Genomic DNA, 18,270 nt, shown 5'->3' on the forward strand with positions numbered 1-18,270 from the left:
GGAGGCATTTATTTTAAAAGGTTAATCGCCTGCTCGGGTGGTGGAACTGGTAGACACGCAGGACTTAAAATCCTGTGCTTTCAAAGGCGTGCGGGTTCGATTCCCGCCCCGAGTACTTCAAAAAAAATCGAATTAAAGCCATCAAAAAAGATGGCTTTTTTATTAAACAAAAATTTATTTACCTCATATCTTAACAAATCACTTTTATCTCCTCGCCTACTAAAACATAATTTAAAATATTTTAAAAATTTATTTTAAAACAATAATTATATTTCTATATTTGCAACCCCAATGGGAATACAGCGATTGTATTATTAAGCGAAAGTAGCTCAGTTGGTAGAGCACGACCTTGCCAAGGTCGGGGTCGCGAGTTCGAATCTCGTCTTTCGCTCTAAATGCCTTCTTACCAGGAGGCATTTATTTTAAAAGGTTAATCGCCTGCTCGGGTGGTGGAACTGGTAGACACGCAGGACTTAAAATCCTGTGCTTTCAAAGGCGTGCGGGTTCGATTCCCGCCCCGAGTACTTCAAAAAAAAATCGAATTAAAGCCATCAAAAATGATGGCTTTTTTGCTTTTATAGCATTTTCATAGAATATTATTTTGTTAAGTTGATAGCCGAGACTGAAGTTTTAAATCTTTTGGAAAAATCAGATAAAAAATAGATGTATAAACTTTTATAATAGGTGTACATTCTTATAGTATGTATTTTGAATGTCATCCGTTTTAAAAAATAAGTTAATTTAAAAAATTTAACATGATTTTTCACAACAATTAGGGGTACACTTAAACAAATAATGCTTTATGCTGTTATATTCGTGCATATAAGCAGAAGAATCATACCTTAATGAACCAGATTAATTCTCCACTTTTTCAGACTATATTTAATAATTCGGTACCCAGAATAATACTTGCATGCAACGCTCCCGACTTTTCTGTTGTTGATTATAATGAGGAATTTAAAAAAGCTACTTACACCTTAAGTAGAAACATTAAAGGGCTCAATATAACAGAAGCTTTTCCTCTGGATGAAAATAATCCAGACAACAAGGCTCTACTCAACGCGTTATCTGTAGCTTTAGAAACGAAGCAGTCTATCAATTTGCCATCTTTTCAATATAATATACCATCTGCTGATTTACAAACTTCAGAAGTTAGATGGTGGCAATCGGAAATTGTTCCGGTAATGGATAATAACGAGGTGCAATGCTTGCTTATTACCGTTTATAACATTACCGAAAAAATGTTAAGTATAAGTGCGCTTGATGAATCTATAGAGCGAGAAAATAAGCTTAACAAAGCATTAGAAGAAAGCCACGAAGAATTGGCTGCATCTAACGAGGAGCTACAAGCCAATTTGGAGGATTTATTAAGTACGAATGAGGAATTGCTTACATCTCGTAAAGCACTTCAGCATTTAAATGATGAGCTGGAATTAAGAATTGATGAACGGACTGCAGATTTACAGTCGAGCAGATTATTGCTTCAGAATATCATTCAAACCGCAAATATTGCAATGACGCTGCTAAAAGGCAGGGATTTAGTGATAGAGCAGCCAAATCCTCAAATGCTAAAAATCTGGCAGCGAAAATTTGAAGCTGTAATTGGAAGAAAGCTTATTGATGTATTCCCTGAACTGGCTCAACAAAGATTTCCGAAGTTACTGGCCGAGGTTTATGAAACAGGTAATCGTATTGCGATGCCTGAGGTTGCGGTTGATATAGCTACTGAAGATGGCGTATTGGAAATGATTTATGTTGACTTCTCGTACGACCCTATTTTCGATAAAAACGGAAACGTAGAATATATTTTAGCATCGGTTAAAGATATTACTGATGAAGTTAAAAATAGACTGAAATTAGAGGAAAGCCAGGCAGAATTGCAAGCCACATCCGAAGAACTTGCTGCATCAAACGAAGAACTTTCTGCTACTAACGAAGAATTAGCTGCAACAAACGAGGAATTACAGGAGGCGCAAAAAAATCTGTTTTTAAAAAATGAAGAGCTACTTGAAACAGAAGAAAGTTTACGATTAGCCTTAGCATCTGGCAATTTAGGTATTTACAGTATAGAACCCGAAACCGGAAGATTTGATATTTCGGCAAAAGCCAGAGAATTTTATGGCTTACCCGAAAAAGGAATTATCACCTGGGCAGACGTTACAGCTACGGTAGTTCCGGAATATTTATCGGTTATTGAAGAAGCCAGAAGTAATGCTCTACTTACAAAAAAGCCATTTGATGTTCAATATCCTATTCACCAGCAATCTACAAATTCCATTAAATGGATTCGTGTGGTAGGTAAAAGCATTCCGAAAACCAATAATCGCCCTGGTCGTTTTTTAGGGGTAATTTTAGATATAACACCTGAAATAGAGTACATTCATACTATAGAAGAAAGTGAATCTCGTTTTAGAAATATGGCAGAGGCCACAGATATTTTCATTGCAGTTGGTAATGAAAACAGCGAAATTACTTATCTAAACAATTCCTGGAGTAAACTAACGGGAAGAAGTATTGATAAGCTATTAAAATCTGGCTGGTTAGATTTAATCCATCAGGATGATTTGGAAAAATATAAAACATCATTTTCTGATGCCTTTGCAGAAAAAATCCCATTTACAACCGAATTCAGAATTTTAGATAGTGCCGGTAATTATAGTTGGTTATTATCTAAAGGCAACCCACGTTTAAATAAAAATGGTGATTTTGTAGGATACATTACCTCAAGTGTAGATATATCAGAATTGAAGAAAGATGAAATCAGGAAAAATGATTTTATCGGTATGGTTAGTCATGAATTAAAAACACCACTTACAGCTATTAGTGGTTTTGTACAAGTTTTGCAGGCCAGGGCTAAGAAAAATAACGACGACTATACATTAATGGCGCTAAACAGAGCTTACAATCAGGTAAAGAAAATGACTGTAATGATTAATGGGTTTTTAAATGTTTCCCGCTTAGAATCTGGAAAACTTTTGATTGAAAAAAGCGATTTCCAATTAGAAGAGCTATTAAAGGAACTTGTTGAAGAAACAGATTTAGTTCAATTTTCTCATAAGGTAAACTTATCAGTTGCAACGCCAGTTAAAATTCACGCAGATAGAGATAAAATAGGCAGTGTAATTTCAAATTTACTTAGTAATGCTGTAAAATATTCCCCATCAGGAACTGATGTTGATGTGCGATGTGAAATTTTAGATAACAGTGCTTTGGTTAGTATTACCGATGATGGGATTGGGATTGATACCGAGGATATAGAAAAGTTATTTAACAGATATTACAGGGTTGGTAAGCACCACACAATTTCGGGTTTTGGCATTGGTTTGTATTTAAGTGCAGAAATAATTGAGCGCCATAACGGAAAAATTGGTGTAAAAAGCGAAATCGGTAAAGGTTCTACTTTCTATTTTGAAATTCCCCTGAGCCAGAATTAATTTAACCGAAAGCTAAAAATTGTTTAATTTAATCTTTTCCAAATACAAAATCTTAATATAACTTTATCTCATTAAAAAGTTTGATATATGGAAAAGATAACCGTAGAAACGGTGGTTAATGCTCCCGTTGAAAAAGTTTGGACTTATTGGAATGTACCCGAGCACATTAAAAATTGGGCTTTCGCATCAAGCGATTGGCATGCACCTTATGCTGATAATGATTTAAAAAAAGACGGAAAATTTAAAACGACTATGGCCGCCAAAGATGGTAGTTTCAGTTTTGATTTTGAAGGAACTTATACTAATGTTGATGTACATAAAAAAATTGAGTATGTATTAGGAGATGGTAGAACTGTTCAAATTGGTTTTGAAACCGAAGGCGATACAACCAGAGTTGTTGAAACTTTCGACCCTGAAACACAAAACCCGATTGAAATGCAACGTGGCGGATGGCAATCTATATTAGATAATTTTAAAAAATATACCGAGGAAAATTAGTCGCCAAGAGATTTTAATAACTCTTTTATTTATCAAGGCTATTAACTTAAAATTTAAGTTGATAGCCTTTTTTTTTATTTTAAATAAATATAAAATCAGCAATACAGAAGTAAATTAAAATTATGTGTTCAAATTAGTTTTTAGAATGTTATCTTAGCTAATCATCACAAACCAAAACGTTATGGATCAGAAAATTATCACTCTTTACGATAAATACACACACAGCCAATTAAGTAGAAAAGAGTTTATGAAAAAGTTAGCTATCCTAACGGGAAGCACAGCTTTGGCACTTACAGTTTTACCCCTACTGGAAAACAATTATGCATCGGCTTCAACTTTTGAAAGTGATGATATAACGTCTGAAGAAATTACTTTTCCAGGGGTTGATGGTGAGATGAGAGCAATTCTTGCCAAGCCAAAAGGCAAGAAAAAATTAGGTTCGGTTTTGGTGATACACGAAAACAGAGGCTTAAACCCACACATTATTGATGTTACAAAGCGTGTTGCCGCAGAAGGCTACATTGCTTTAGGTGTTGATGCGCTTTCGCCATTTGGTGGCACTCCTGCCGATGAAGATAAAGGCCGTGAGTTGATTGGAAAACTTGACCCGGCAAAAAATCTTCAGAACTATTTAAATGGTTTAGATTATTTAAGAAAAAATAAAGCCGGAAATGGAAAAGTTGGTTGCATGGGCTTCTGTTGGGGCGGTGGAATGGCGAATAAATTAGCGGTTAACGATCCTCAGCTTCAAGCGGCAGTTGCTTACTACGGTTCTCAACCAAATGCGGCTGATGTCTCAAAAATAAAAGCTAGCGTAATGATGCATTATGGTGGTTTAGATGAACGCATAAATGCAGGGATACCCACTTATGAGGCTGCCTTGAAAGAAGCTAACATCGATTATAAAATTTACATTTACGAAAATGTAAATCATGCATTTAATAATGATACATCGCCTACCAGATACAATGAAGCCGCAGCAAAACTAGCGTGGCAAAGAACATTTGATTTATTTAAACGTAAACTTTCTTAAAACCGGTTTTGCTATTAATCATGAAAAAAATAATTAAGGCTTCCCTAATATTATTACTCTTTTGCGCTTGCACAAAGAGCCAACAGCCAGACAATGTAGAAATTACAAACTCAGATAATACACCTTCTAGTATTCCATTTAAAAAATATTTGGGTGTAAATGCATTTGAATGGGATTTTGTGAATGAGCAAGTTTCGGCTAGTGTAATTGATGAGCAACGAATGGCGCTAATAAAATCTTTTGGCGGTATCAGACATTATCTCGATTGGGAAAGAATGGAAGCCGCTGAAGGAAAATATACTTTTAATCCAACTCATAATGGCGGTTCCTATTACGATGTTATTTATCAAAGGCTTAAAGCTGAAGATATTGAGGTATTGGCTTGCATAAAGAACGTACCAAAATGGTTGGTAAAAGATTTTCCGGAAAACGAGAGAGCGACTGATAATAGTCCAATACCTTTTGGCCTTGATAAAAGCAGTCCACAATCTTACATCAGCCAGGCTAGAATGGCATTTCAATTTGCAGCAAGGTACGGTTCAAATAAAAATTTAGATCCTGCTTTAGTTTCAGTTGATCCAAGTTTGCGTTGGAATGGCGATACCAAAAATGAAGCAAAAATAGCCTTAAACCTTATTAAATATGTAGAATGCAGTAACGAACCTGACAAATGGTGGCGGGGGAAACAAGCGCAGCAATCTGCAGAAGAGTTTGCTGCGAATATGTCTGCTTTTTATGATGGACATAAAGGTACTCTAGGTAAAAATGTTGGCGTTAAAAATGCTGACCCTAATATGCAGGTTGTTATGGGTGGTTTGGGAGCTGCAAATCCTGATTTTGTTGTCAAGATGATAAACTGGTGCAAGAAAAACAGAGGCTTAAATGCAAACGGTACTGTTAACCTGTGTTTTGATGTTATTAATTATCACTTATATTCTAATGATAGCTTCTTAAATGGCGGCAATGCTACAGTTGGTTACGCTCCAGAATTATCAGATATCGGCACCATTGCCGACAAATTTCTTAAAATGGCCAAAGCAGAGGCTCCGGGTTTGCAAGTTTGGCTTACGGAAACAGGTTACGATGTAGGCAAAACGCCGCAGCGGGCAATTCCTATTGGCAACAAAACCTCATATATTACGCAAGCCGATTGGAATTTAAGAACGGCGTTACTTTACGCCCGACATGGAATATCGAGATGTATGTTTTATATGCTGGATGATGCAGGCGGTATCGAAAACAAAACGCAATACAGCTCATCTGGCTTCCATGATGATTTTAAGCCAAGGCCATCGGCAGATTATCTGTTGCAAACAAAGAAACTTATTGGTGAATATTTTTACACCTCAACTTTAAACAACGACCCGATTGTTGACTTATATAAAAATGGTTCAAAGCAGATTTTTGTACTCACAATACCCGACCAAAAAGGCCGCACAACCAACTATGAACTAAACTTAGGTGATGCTAAAAAAGCTATAATACATAGTTTACAAGTTGGAAAAAATGAGATGCAACATCAAACGGTAGACGTAGTTAACGGAAAACTTAATGTTAATGTAACCGAAACTCCAATTTTTATTGAAAAAATCTAGGTCTGTTTATAAATCAAGTTTATAGATAAATCCTTTATTACCAGCCAAAATTACTGCATTACCATTTTTAGCTTTTTGTACGGAGTTAAAGCTAATGTCTGAAATATGTAACCAGGTTTCTCCTGCATCATTCGAAATGTCTGTACCAGATGTTCCGGTAGCAATTAATGTGTTTGCATTTAGGTAAGCTACAGCAGAACGAAATCCAAATACCGGAGTTTTGGGCTTGCGCCAGCTTTTCCCTCCGTCAGATGTTAACACAATGCTATTGCTATTATCTTTGTCTTTAACATAATTTCCACCTACAGCAACACCGGTTTTTGAATCATAAAAATCAATAGAAAATGGTCCTGTAGTAGATGCTCCCTGCAAAATCGGACATTTATATACCTCCCAGTTTGCACCGTAGTTTTTGGAGTAATAAATATGTGAAATTGATCCTCCCGTTGCAATCCAAACTTTACCATCAGGAAGTGTTTTAATTGTTGTGCCACTTGCTGCAAAGCCAGCCTCACCAATAACGAGTGATGGATTCATTTTGGAGGATATGTTTTTCCATGATTTACCTCCATTTGAAGATTTTAATAGCTGCATTTTATTCTGTATTGGATCTCCAAAAATTATGGCTTTGTTTTTATCCCAAAAGCCTAAGCCATCCAAAAAAATGGCTGTGTCCGTATTTTTATAAGTTTCAGTCCAGCTTTTCCCTCCATCAATAGTTTTTAAAATATATGCCGGACTACCTGCATTTACAATTACTGCTTCAGATTCATTAAAAGCTTCTATATCTCTAAAGTCGAGCTTTTCATAGCCCTTTGGAACAATCCATTCCCAATTAGAGCCACCATCTGTACTCTTACCTACAGTGCCATTACTGCCGCTTATCCAAATAATTTTATCATCAACCACACTTAAACCCCTTATGCTTGTTTTAGTGTTTTCATTTAATGGCTTAAGCCTATAATTTTGTGCGGTGCAAAAAAAAGGTGCCAAAACTAGGCACCATATTAAATTCTTCATGTTTTGATTATTTCACTCGTTTAAAATTTTCTGAACGACCTAACAATGAGATTCCAATGTATCCTCTAACGGTCATCACATCATTGCCCTTTAGCGAGATATTGCAACTGTATGTTTTACCGCTTTTAGGATCATAGATTGTTCCGTTGGTCCATTTTCCATCTTCATAAACAAAATCTTTTAAAATTTCTAAATTTAGGAGAGGTCTGTTCTGTAGATTGGTGTTGGGGTTTTTTGCATCAACCTTTGGCTTACCATTGGTGTTAGGTTCCTTTAACCAGGCTAATTTTCCGTAATATTTATCAGCCTTTTTGTAAATTTCAATTTGTCCTTCACCCGATGGATTTAACCATTTGCCAACAACAGCATCTTTACTTTGCGCAAATGCAGTTGAAGCCATGGCTACAAAAAGCAGCATTAATATTGGGAACTTTCTCATAATGATTTCTATTTAGTGTTTTTAAAGATAGTAATTTGACGTTTTGATACAAACAATTAATAGAGCAAAAAAGTATAAGAAAAGTTTTACTTTGAATAAAATTATTTTGAAACGATAGGCAAATATTTATGGCGATAAGCGTAAAACAGGAATAGGTTAAACAGAAGCATTACTGAAACCATTGGTAAATCTTTAGGACCTAGAAATGCATGATACAGAAATATATTTAACGTTACCGGAAAAACAAGAATTGCTGCAAGGGGCGCTGTTCTACCAAAAATTAGAAGAATACCACCAACCAGTTCAGTAATTTTAATTAAAGGCATTAAATAGCCAGAAATCATTACGCCAGCCATAAATGTGGTTTGGTCTGCCGACATTTGAGGTGCCTCAGGCATGAGTTTTAAAAAATAGCTTACCGATGCAAACAAATACATTGCACCTAAAAGTACCCTCACAATAATTATTGCAATTTTCATATCGTTTTCTGTTTAGTGTTTATTGAAATTAGAAATTTAAACTAAATGTTAAAAGATAAACTTAATAATCAAATTGTCACATTTTGGCTGTAACAAAATAAATTATTGATTTATATCATAAAAAAGGGTGATTTTACGCTATAATTTATTGTTAAAATAAAATATATAATTGCTTATAAAATATTTATTATTAACTTAACGTTATACTTATTTTAACCAGATAATTATCCCAATTATGAGCACATTTCTTTTAATTATTGGTACCTTCTATGTAATCTCACTTTTATCGACAATGTACAGCTATTATTCAGCTGAGCCAATGCCAAGAGACTACGAGCAATTTTAGTAAGATTTTTTTTGATGTTCTTGCAATTAAGGAGTAATTGCGCAATTTTTAATGGCTAAACTTTCTTTGCAAAAAATTTATTGGATAATTTGGTTATTTATTTGATAACCAATACCACGCCGTCGTTTTTAATTTTATAATAATATTCGTTTTGAGTACTGTGTTTAAGGACCTGAATGGCAATAACCTCGCCAAATTTCTTATCGTATCTAATAATATCGCCTTTCTTCACTCTGTCTAAAACAGTCGATTTTGTATCTTTCGAAATATTTATCATTATCTCCGACCTCCTTTATAACAATGTAACACCAAAAGTGCAACTAATGTTTTATAACTTCCTTGTTATAAGTACTTACAAGATGATAACGTTAATACGTAAATGCTTATTATAACTCAGTTACATTAAAATTACAAGTTGGTAAAACTAAAAAGGCTTCCAAAATGTGGAAGCCTTTTAATGATTTATGTATTTCAGTATTTTTTAATTCCAACCACCACCTAAGGCATGGTATACATTAACCACTGCATTTAATTGTTGTTTTTTAGTTTCGATAAGTTCCAGCTTAGATTGCAATGCATCTCTCTGAGTCATTAAAACCTCAAAATAATCTGCTCTTGCCGCTCTAAATAAATCATTTGAAATATCAATTGATTGTGTAAGCGCTTCTACTTGTTTAGATTTTAAATCGTAACTTTTTTGGAGGTTACCGATATTTGACAACTGGTTTGCCACATCAATATATCCGTTTAAAATGGTTTTTTCATAATTAAAAACGGCTTGTAATTGCTTGGCATTAGCAGTTAAATATTCTGCTTTAATTGCATTTCTGTTGATAAGTGGTCCGGCTAAATCTCCCGCTAAAGAATAGATTAATGATTCTGGAGTTTTTAATAAGTAAGATGGATTAAAGGCCTGATAGCCTAAAGTTGCGGAAATACCCAAAGAAGGATAAAATTGAGCTTTTGCTACCTTAACATCTAATTTAGCTGCTTCCAAATCATATTCGGCCTGTTTAATATCCGGACGGTTAGCCAACAATTGTGAAGGAATACCAGCCTGAATATTTGCTGGAACAAGCATTGTAAAGTTATTTTTATCACGAATAACTAGCTGTGGGAACCGGCCTAACAGAAAATTAATTTTATTTTCTGATTCTGTAATCTGCTGTTGAATTTCAAATTCTAAACTTTTCGAACTTAAAACCTCCGCTTCAAATTTACGAACTGCTAATTCAGTAACCCTGGTTGCCTGCTTCTGAATTTTCATTAACTCAAGCGCACTACTTTGAAGGGCAATATTTTGCTTTACAATTTCCAGCTGGTTGTCTTGAGCTAATAATTCGTAATAGGTATTTGCAATTTCTGCAACCAGGTTTGTTATCACGAAGTTTTTACCTTCAACGGTTGATAAATAACGTGTTAATGCTGCCTTTTTTGAATTTCGAAGTTTATGCCAAATATCAGCTTCCCAGTTCGCCTGTAAACCAAAAGCATAATCGGGTAAAATTTCCGGAACACCTTTACCTGGCGTAATATCTGTAGATGCATCACCCGCTCCAGAACTTGTATAACGGCCAACCTTATCTATACCTGCACCTACCCTATAGCCTACAGTTGGTAAAAGTTCGCCTTTTTTAGCATTAATTTCGTTTTTAGCGATTTCTATTTCCTGTAGTGTAATGTTTAGCTCCTGATTATTTTTTAACGCCGTATCAATTAAACTCACCAAATTTGGGTCGGTAAAAAACTGGCGCCATTGCACTTTACCGCTACTCAAAGTATCTTGCGAATTATTAAAGCTCAAAGGCACATTTTTATTTTCATCGCGTTGAGCAAAATCTGGCACCTTACATGCGCTATAAATAGCGCAAATAAAAGCCAACCCAACTATTTTATATTTATTATTAAACATTGTTTTCTAAATCTTCGGTTAACGGATGTTCTTCTTCAATTTTGATAAGCTTGCGTTTGTCGGCAATTGTTCCAAAAACGTAATACAATCCAGGAATTACAATAACCCCGAATACAGTTCCGAACAACATACCTCCTGCAGCTGCAGTTCCAATTGTGCGGTTACCAATTGCACCCGGGCCAGTTGCAAAAACCAATGGTATCAAACCTGCAATAAAGGCAAATGATGTCATTAAAATAGGTCGGAACCTTACAATTGCACCTTCCATTGCAGCGGCCAGTATTGTTTTTCCTTCCGCATGTTTCAATGCAGCAAACTCCACAATTAAAACGGCGTTTTTACCAAGTAAGCCGATTAGCATAACCATGGAAACCTGCGCATAAATATTATTCTCTAAACCAAAAAGCTGAAGGAATAAAAATGCTCCGAAAATACCCGCCGGAAGGGAAACAATTACAGCCAAAGGCAATATAAAACTTTCGTATTGAGCGGATAGCACCAGATATACGAAGCCTAAACAGATTAAGAAAATGTAAATTGCCTCATTTCCTCTGGTGGCCTGGTCTTTTGAAATACCTGCCCAATCGATGCCATAACCTCGGGGTAAAGATTTCTTTGCCACTTCTTCAACTGCTTTTAAAGCTTCTCCAGAACTATAGCCTATTGCCTGAGAACCGTTTATCTCTGCAGAGTTATACATATTATGACGGGTAATTTCCGAAAGTCCGTAAACTTTATCCATCGTCATAAAAGATGAAAATGGCACCATTTGGTCTTTGTTATTTTTCACGTACAATTTCATAACATCTTGCGGTAGCGCCCGGTATTGTGGCAAAGCCTGCACAATAACTTTGTATTGCCTGCCGAATTTAATGAAGTTGGTTTCGTAATTACTGCCAATTAAATCTGATAAAGTTTCTAAAGCTTTTTCTGGTGTAACACCTTTTTGCTGTGCTTTATCGTTATCAATATTCACCATGTATTGCGGAAAACTTGCGCTGTAAAATGTAAATACAGATTGCAGTTCTGGCCGCTTATTCAACTCTTTCACAAAATCTTTACTCACTTTTTCCATCTGAACATAATCGTTGTTACCAGCCTTATCTACCAAACGTAGCTCGAAACCACCAGCGGCTCCATATCCTGGTACTGCAGGCGGTTGGAAAAATTCTACAGTTGCACCTGGCAAATCTTTAGATTTTTCTTCTAGCTCTTTGATTACGTCCTGAGCAGAATTTTTACGGTCTTTCCAGTCTTTAAGGTTAATTAAACAAGTTCCGGAGTTTGAACCTGTGCCTTCTGTAAGCACTTCATATCCAGCCAATGCTGAAACAGATTTTACACCCTCAATATCCTCACAAATTTTCTCGAGTTTTTCAGAAATCTGATTTGTTCTTTCCAAAGTTGAGCCTGGAGGCGTTTGAATAATCGCGTAAATCATCCCCTGGTCTTCATTTGGGATAAAACCTGACGGAACGCTATTACTTAAAAAATAAGTACCCACACAAAATGCGCCCAATATTCCAAATAATAACAATCTACGAGTAATCACTTTATCCATTACCCTTTGATAACGACCAGTTAACCTAAAAAACCATGCATTAAAGCCATCCAAAGCTTTATCTATTAAGGCTTTTTTCTTGTGATGCCCGCTGTGTTTTTTAAGCATGATGGCACATAAAGCCGGTGTTAATGTAAGTGCAACCACACCAGATAAAATGATTGAAGTAGCCATTGTTATAGAGAACTGCCGATAAAATACACCAACCGGACCCGACATAAATGCTACCGGAATAAATACCGATGCCATTAAAAAGGTAATTGCAACAATTGCACCGCCAATTTCACCCAAAGCTAGTTGTGTAGCCTTTAAAACGGAAAGTTGCCGGTCGGCTTCCATTTTAGCATGCACGGCTTCAATTACCACAATCGCATCATCTACTACGATACCGATTGCTAAAACTAAAGCAAAGAGTGTAATTAAATTAAGCGTGATGCCAAAAAACTGCATAAAGATGAACGATCCGATTAATGATACCGGAACTGCAATTGCAGGAATTAAGGTAGATCTCCAATCTCCTAAGAAAATAAATACCACTAAACCCACTAAAATAAAGGCTTCAACAAGTGTATGAACTACCTTTTCAATTGAGGCATCCAAGAACTTAGAAACATCATAACTTATTTCATAATCCATCCCTTTGGGAAAAGAAGAAGCTTTAATTTCTTCCATCCTGGCTTTTACATTCTTAATTACATCCTGTGCATTACTGCCATAAGATTGCTTTAAAACTATCGCCGCAGATGGTTTGCCATTTAGGTGAGAATATAAATCATACATCGAGCTGCCAAATTCTACATCGGCAACATCTTTCAATCTTAATAATTCACCATTCGGACTTGCTCTTAAAACAATATTTTTGTAGCCATCTTCAGTTGTAAAACGTCCTGAGTACTTTAACACATATTCAAAAGATGCTGAGCGTTTACCAGAACTTTCTCCGGTTTTACCTGGAGATGCCTCTAAACTTTGATTATTTAGAGATTCAAGAACTTCTTCAGAAGAAATTTTGTAAGCCAACATTTTATCGGGCTTTAACCAGATACGCATGGCATATTCTCGGTTACCCAAAATATCTGCAAAACCTACACCATCTACCCTTTTCAATTCCGGAAGTAGATTGATATCCGAATAATTGTAAAGGAAATTTTCATTCATGTGCGGGTCTTTACTGTACACGTTGATGTACATCAGCATATTCGGCTGCTCGCGACTTATTTTTATACCTTCACGAATGACTAATGGCGGCAATTTGTTAGTAACCGCTGCAACGCGATTCTGAACGTTAATAGTAGCTTGATCAGGGTCGGTGCCTAAATTAAAAACAAGCTGTACAGATGCTTCACCATCATTACCTGCATCAGAAGTCATATACTTCATTCCAGGAATACCATTTAAAGCTCTTTCTAAAGGAATAACAACTGCTTTTATTAGCAATTCGTTGTTAGCGCCAGGATATTCTGCCGTAATATTTACCATTGGCGGCGAAATATTCGGAAGTTGCGTTACAGGCAGGCCAACCAAGGCTAAAACCCCTATAAATACGATAACCAGCGATATAACTATCGATAATACTGGTCTTTTAATAAATTTACTAAACATGATGATCTTGTTTTGAGAGAATTATTCAGCTTTTAGTTGCAATTGTTTTAAAACCTCTTTCGGGGCAACGAAAGTATATTTCACTTTATCATCGTCTTTAACTTTTTGTACGCCTTCAAGCAAAATTTTGTCTCCGGCAGTAAGACCTTTTGATACGATGTATATATCCGGAAGCTCGCCACCAATGCTGATTTCCTTAGACCTTACTACATTTTTACCATCAATTACAAATACAAATCGCTTATCTTGTAATTCGTATGTTGCTTTTTGAGGGATAATTAAAGCATTTTTTAAAGGCACAACCATTTGAATTTTACCAGTCTCGCCATTTTTTAGTAATTGATTTGGATTTGGAAATTTAGCCCTGAAAGCAATGTTCCCGGTTTCAGAATCAAACTCACTTTCGATAACTTCTACCTTTCCTTTAGAACTTAAAGGCTGATTATTCGCCAATAAAAGGCTAACTTCTTGTTGCTCTTTTCCCTTATCTGTAGTTTGATAATTTAAATATTCGGGTTCTGAAACATTGAAGTACGCGTATATATTGCTGTTATCTGACAGGCTGGTTAACAGTGCGCCTTCATCAACCAAACTTCCTAATTTTAAAGGGATACGGTCTATCGTACCATCAAAAGGTGCACGGATTTCTGTGTTTGATAAATGAAATTTAGCTACAGATGTTTCGGCATTGGCTTGTTGCAATTTCGCTTTTGCCATTGCCAATTCGTTTTTTGATACCACATTTTTATCAGAAAGCAATTTGGTATTTTCCAGTTCAATTTCTGCTGCTTTGGTTTCTGCCTGGGCTTTCAGTAATTCTGCCTGCGCCATTCTGGGCATAATCCTAAACAATAACTGACCAGCTTTAACACGCTGACCTTCATCTACATAAATATTTTGCAAATAGCCTTTTTCTTGTGCCCGAATTTCAATATTTCTTACAGACCTGATTTGTGATACATATTCCTTTGTAAAGGATGTATCCATGGTAACTGGCGAAGTAGCTGTGTAGGTAACAACCTCTTCCTTTTCTTCTTTTTTTGATGTGCAACCGGTAACGTAAAGCAAGGCGCAAACGCCCAAACACAAAACACTTCTTTTCATCTTTTTTTGTCGAATAGTTTATCTGATTTAACTTTTAATGATTAAATTCAGGAGTATTCAATTTTTAAGACAATTCTGTTTAAAGTTTAAAATCGGCTTTAAATTAACGTACCCTGTTGATTTAATACTGGTACGAAATAAGTACAGAATTATGAAGTTATAATGAAGTTGATGAAGGCACTAGTTTAAAGAATACTCATATTGAACAAAATGATAATTGTAAAATATCAAAAAACATGGCCTGATGATTTCAATAAAATTAGCAATGTGCTCATACAAGCCTTAAATGGTTTAAATATTGCCATCGAACACATTGGTAGTACTGCAATAATAAATTTGGCAGCTAAACCAATTATAGATATCGATATAGTATTTGGGGAGGAAATAGAATTCGAACAAATAAAAAGCGGTTAGAGAAAATAGGTTATTATCACAACGGAAATCAAGGCATTGTGGATAGAGAAGTATTTAAAAGAAATCTTAACACTAATGATAAAATACTTGATGGTATCGCTCATCATCTATATGTATGCCCAAAAGACAGTAAAGAATTGAAAAAACATTTACTATTTAGAAATCAATTGAGGGCTGATGAATTGGATTGTAAAGAATACCAGGAACTCAAATACAAAATCGCTGAAGATGCAAAGCAGAACAGAAAAACATACGCAGCTTTTAAGGAAGTTATTGCTAAAAACTTTGTTGATAAAATAATCTATAAAGCTAAAATGCATCAAACTAAATTAGATATTATTTAATTTGATGGTTTGCTTAATGTATAGAACCGCTTAAGAATAAACTAAGAGCGTTAATAGCTTTTAACTATTGATATATAGAATTAATTGATTGTGATTAGTGCGATGAATACCCTAATTTTATAAAAGCTGATTGATTATCCCTCGGCTTTATTTAACAAAACATAAAAATCAAAATATGGAAAAAGATTCTAACGACATCAGCCAATGCCCATTTCACAATGGTTCTATGAAACAAAATATTGGCGGTGGCGGCACCAGAAACCATAACTGGTGGCCAAATCAATTAAAATTAAACATCCTTCGCCAGCAGTCATCCCTTTCCAATCCAATGGATGAAAATTTTAATTATGTAGAAGCTTTTAACAGCCTTGATTTACAAGCTGTTAAAAATGATTTACATGAATTAATGACGGATTCGCAGGATTGGTGGCCGGCAGATTTTGGTCATTACGGTGGTCTGTTTATCCGTATGGCTTGGCACAGTGCAGGTACTTATCGTGTAGGCGATGGACGCGGCGGCGCCGGTGCTGGTTTGCAAAGATTTGCACCATTAAATAGTTGGCCCGATAATGTTAGTTTAGATAAAGCACGTAGATTACTTTGGCCGATTAAACAAAAATACGGACAGAAAATATCATGGGCCGATTTAATGATTTTAGCCGGAAATATCGCCTTAGAATCAATGGGTTTTAAAACCTTTGGATTTGCAGGTGGCAGAGCCGATGTTTGGGAAGCAGACGAATCGGTTTACTGGGGTTCGGAAACTACATGGTTAGGTGGCGATGTTCGTTATGCACATGGTTCTGATGGTGCGCCTAAAAATCATGGCGTAGTAGTTACTGATGATGATGCCGATGGCGATGTACATTCCCGCAACCTCGAAAAACCACTTGCAGCAGTTCAAATGGGTTTAATATATGTAAACCCAGAAGGACCAGACGGAAACCCTGACCCAATTTTAGCTGCAAAAGATATTCGTGATACTTTCGGCAGAATGGCTATGGATGATGAAGAAACAGTTGCTTTAATTGCAGGCGGGCATACCTTTGGTAAAACGCATGGTGCGGCTTCGGCAGATAATGTTGGAAAAGAACCAGAGGCAGCAGATATTGCATCGCAAGGATTTGGCTGGAACAACAAATATGGTTCTGGTGTTGGTGCCGATACAATAACCAGTGGCTTGGAAGTAACCTGGACAACTACTCCAACACAATGGAGTAATAACTTTTTCGAAAACTTATTTGGTTTTGAGTGGGAATTAACCAAAAGCCCGGCAGGTGCACATCAATGGGTTGCAAAAGATGCAGATTCTATTATTCCTGATGCTTTTGATGCTACTAAAAAGCATAAGCCAACCATGTTAACTACGGATCTTTCTTTAAGATTTGACCCGGCTTATGAGAAAATCTCAAGAAAATTTTTAGAAAATCCTGAAGCTTTCGCTGATGCCTTTTCGCGAGCATGGTTTAAACTTACGCATCGCGATATGGGTCCGAAGGCACGTTATCAAGGTACGGATGTGCCTCAAGAAGATTTACTATGGCAAGATGTAATTCCAGCAGTAAATCATCCGCTAGTTGATGAAAATGATATCAATACTTTAAAATCTAAAATTGCAGAATCAGGATTAAGCATTAGCCAACTGGTTTCAACAGCTTGGGCTTCTGCTTCAACATTCCGCGGTTCTGATAAACGTGGTGGTGCTAACGGCGCTAGAATTCGTTTGTTGCCTCAAAAAGATTGGAAAGTTAATAATCCAGCTCAACTGCAAACCGTTTTAAGCAAGCTGGAAAGCATTCAGCAAGAATTTAACAGTGCTGCTTTTGATGGCAAGAAAATTTCTGTAGCTGATTTAATTGTCTTAGCAGGAACATTTGGCGTTGAGCAAGCTGCCAGTCACGCTGGTCATTCCGTAAATATACCATTTGCAGCCGGCCGTATGGATGCATCGCAAGACCAAACAGATGTAGAATCTTTTAGTTATCTGGAGCCGCATGTTGATGGGTTTAGAAATTTTAGAAATACCAAATCTCAGGTATCTACAGAAGAATTTTTGATAGATAAGGCGCAACTTTTGACATTAACCGCACCAGAGTTAACTGTGCTTTTAGGAGGTTTACGTGTTTTAGACATCAATGCAGATGGTTCTAAAAACGGAGTTTTTACAGAAACGCCTGGTCAGCTTACAAATGATTTCTTTGTCAATTTGCTTGATATGAATACTCAATGGAAATCGACCTCAGAAGATAATGAGTTGTATATTGGCACCAACCGTAAAACCGGGCAACCAAAATGGACTGCAACCCGAGCAGATTTGGTATTTGGTTCGAACTCAGAACTTAGAGCCATTGCAGAAGTTTATGGAAGTGCCGATGCAAAATCAAAATTTGTAACAGATTTTGTGAAGGTTTGGAACAAAGTAATGAATTTAGACAGGTTTGATTTAAAATAATCAAATAGTTAATAATTAAAATTCTAAGGTGCTATAG

The 18,270-nt window shown here is 36.1% G+C and carries 12 protein-coding genes, 3 tRNA genes and 1 pseudogene; 9 read left to right on the plus strand and 7 right to left on the minus strand.

The genetic code is table 11. The features are described 5' to 3' along the window. The first annotated feature begins 31 nt into the window (after nucleotides 1-31). From LUA90_RS00635 to LUA90_RS00665, 7 genes are all read left to right on the plus strand, one after another. A tRNA-Leu gene (locus LUA90_RS00635) sits at nucleotides 32-115 on the plus strand. 203 nt (nucleotides 116-318) lie between these two features. Next, a tRNA-Gly gene (locus tag LUA90_RS00640) sits at nucleotides 319-391 on the plus strand. A 49-nt stretch (nucleotides 392-440) separates the two neighbouring features. After that, nucleotides 441-524, plus strand: a tRNA-Leu gene (locus tag LUA90_RS00645). Between the two features lie 321 nt (nucleotides 525-845). Further along, nucleotides 846-3,434 carry a PAS domain S-box protein gene (locus LUA90_RS00650; protein WP_231489770.1) on the plus strand — a complete coding sequence of 863 codons (2,589 nt, stop codon included), beginning with the start codon at nucleotides 846-848 and terminating at the stop codon, nucleotides 3,432-3,434. An 87-nt stretch (nucleotides 3,435-3,521) separates the two neighbouring features. Beyond that, nucleotides 3,522-3,932, plus strand: coding sequence for an SRPBCC family protein (locus tag LUA90_RS00655; RefSeq protein ID WP_231489771.1), 411 nt, complete (start codon nucleotides 3,522-3,524; stop codon nucleotides 3,930-3,932). A gap of 181 nt (nucleotides 3,933-4,113) precedes the next feature. Next, nucleotides 4,114-4,965 carry a dienelactone hydrolase family protein gene (locus tag LUA90_RS00660; RefSeq protein ID WP_231460222.1) on the plus strand — a complete coding sequence of 284 codons (852 nt, stop codon included), beginning with the start codon at nucleotides 4,114-4,116 and terminating at the stop codon, nucleotides 4,963-4,965. Between the two features lie 20 nt (nucleotides 4,966-4,985). Further along, nucleotides 4,986-6,560 carry a hypothetical protein gene (locus LUA90_RS00665; RefSeq protein WP_231460220.1) on the plus strand — a complete coding sequence of 525 codons (1,575 nt, stop codon included), beginning with the start codon at nucleotides 4,986-4,988 and terminating at the stop codon, nucleotides 6,558-6,560. A gap of 6 nt (nucleotides 6,561-6,566) precedes the next feature. Here LUA90_RS00665 and LUA90_RS00670 read toward each other — a convergent pair whose 3' ends face one another. The 7 genes from LUA90_RS00670 to LUA90_RS00700 all read right to left on the minus strand — a co-directional run bounded on the left by LUA90_RS00670 (nucleotide 6,567) and on the right by LUA90_RS00700 (nucleotide 15,023). Further along, a complete protein-coding gene (locus tag LUA90_RS00670) occupies nucleotides 6,567-7,580 on the minus strand; it encodes an oxidoreductase (protein ID WP_231460219.1) in 1,014 nt (337 codons plus the stop codon). Nucleotides 7,581-7,587: 7 nt separating this feature from the next. Beyond that, nucleotides 7,588-8,019, minus strand: coding sequence for a DUF2147 domain-containing protein (locus LUA90_RS00675; protein ID WP_231460217.1), 432 nt, complete (start codon nucleotides 8,017-8,019; stop codon nucleotides 7,588-7,590). Between the two features lie 101 nt (nucleotides 8,020-8,120). Then, entirely contained in the window at nucleotides 8,121-8,498 is a 378-nt protein-coding gene (locus LUA90_RS00680) for a DoxX family membrane protein (protein ID WP_231460215.1), read from the minus strand. A gap of 443 nt (nucleotides 8,499-8,941) precedes the next feature. After that, nucleotides 8,942-9,121: a hypothetical protein gene (locus LUA90_RS00685; RefSeq protein ID WP_231460213.1), complete on the minus strand. Its 180-nt coding sequence runs from the start codon at nucleotides 9,119-9,121 to the stop codon at nucleotides 8,942-8,944. Between the two features lie 204 nt (nucleotides 9,122-9,325). Next, on the minus strand, nucleotides 9,326-10,756 hold the full coding sequence (locus LUA90_RS00690) for a TolC family protein (protein ID WP_231489772.1): 1,431 nt from the start codon (nucleotides 10,754-10,756) through the stop codon (nucleotides 9,326-9,328). After that, nucleotides 10,749-13,919, minus strand: a complete 3,171-nt coding sequence (locus LUA90_RS00695; protein ID WP_231460210.1) for an efflux RND transporter permease subunit — start codon at nucleotides 13,917-13,919, stop codon at nucleotides 10,749-10,751. Before LUA90_RS00695 ends, LUA90_RS00690 begins: the two co-directional genes overlap by 8 nt. 21 nt (nucleotides 13,920-13,940) lie before the next feature. Next, nucleotides 13,941-15,023 carry an efflux RND transporter periplasmic adaptor subunit gene (locus LUA90_RS00700; protein WP_231460208.1) on the minus strand — a complete coding sequence of 361 codons (1,083 nt, stop codon included), beginning with the start codon at nucleotides 15,021-15,023 and terminating at the stop codon, nucleotides 13,941-13,943. Nucleotides 15,024-15,233: 210 nt separating this feature from the next. Here LUA90_RS00700 and LUA90_RS19530 point away from each other — a divergent pair. Continuing rightward, nucleotides 15,234-15,781 (plus strand): annotated as a pseudogene (locus LUA90_RS19530) (GrpB family protein). Nucleotides 15,782-15,956: 175 nt separating this feature from the next. Then, on the plus strand, nucleotides 15,957-18,233 hold the full coding sequence (gene katG, locus LUA90_RS00710; RefSeq protein WP_231460205.1) for a catalase/peroxidase HPI: 2,277 nt from the start codon (nucleotides 15,957-15,959) through the stop codon (nucleotides 18,231-18,233). The last annotated feature ends 37 nt before the right edge of the window (nucleotides 18,234-18,270 follow it).

Origin of the sequence: Pedobacter sp. Leaf170 (assembly GCF_920984665.1) — a bacterium.
Classification (GTDB): Bacteria; Bacteroidota; Bacteroidia; order Sphingobacteriales; family Sphingobacteriaceae; genus Pedobacter.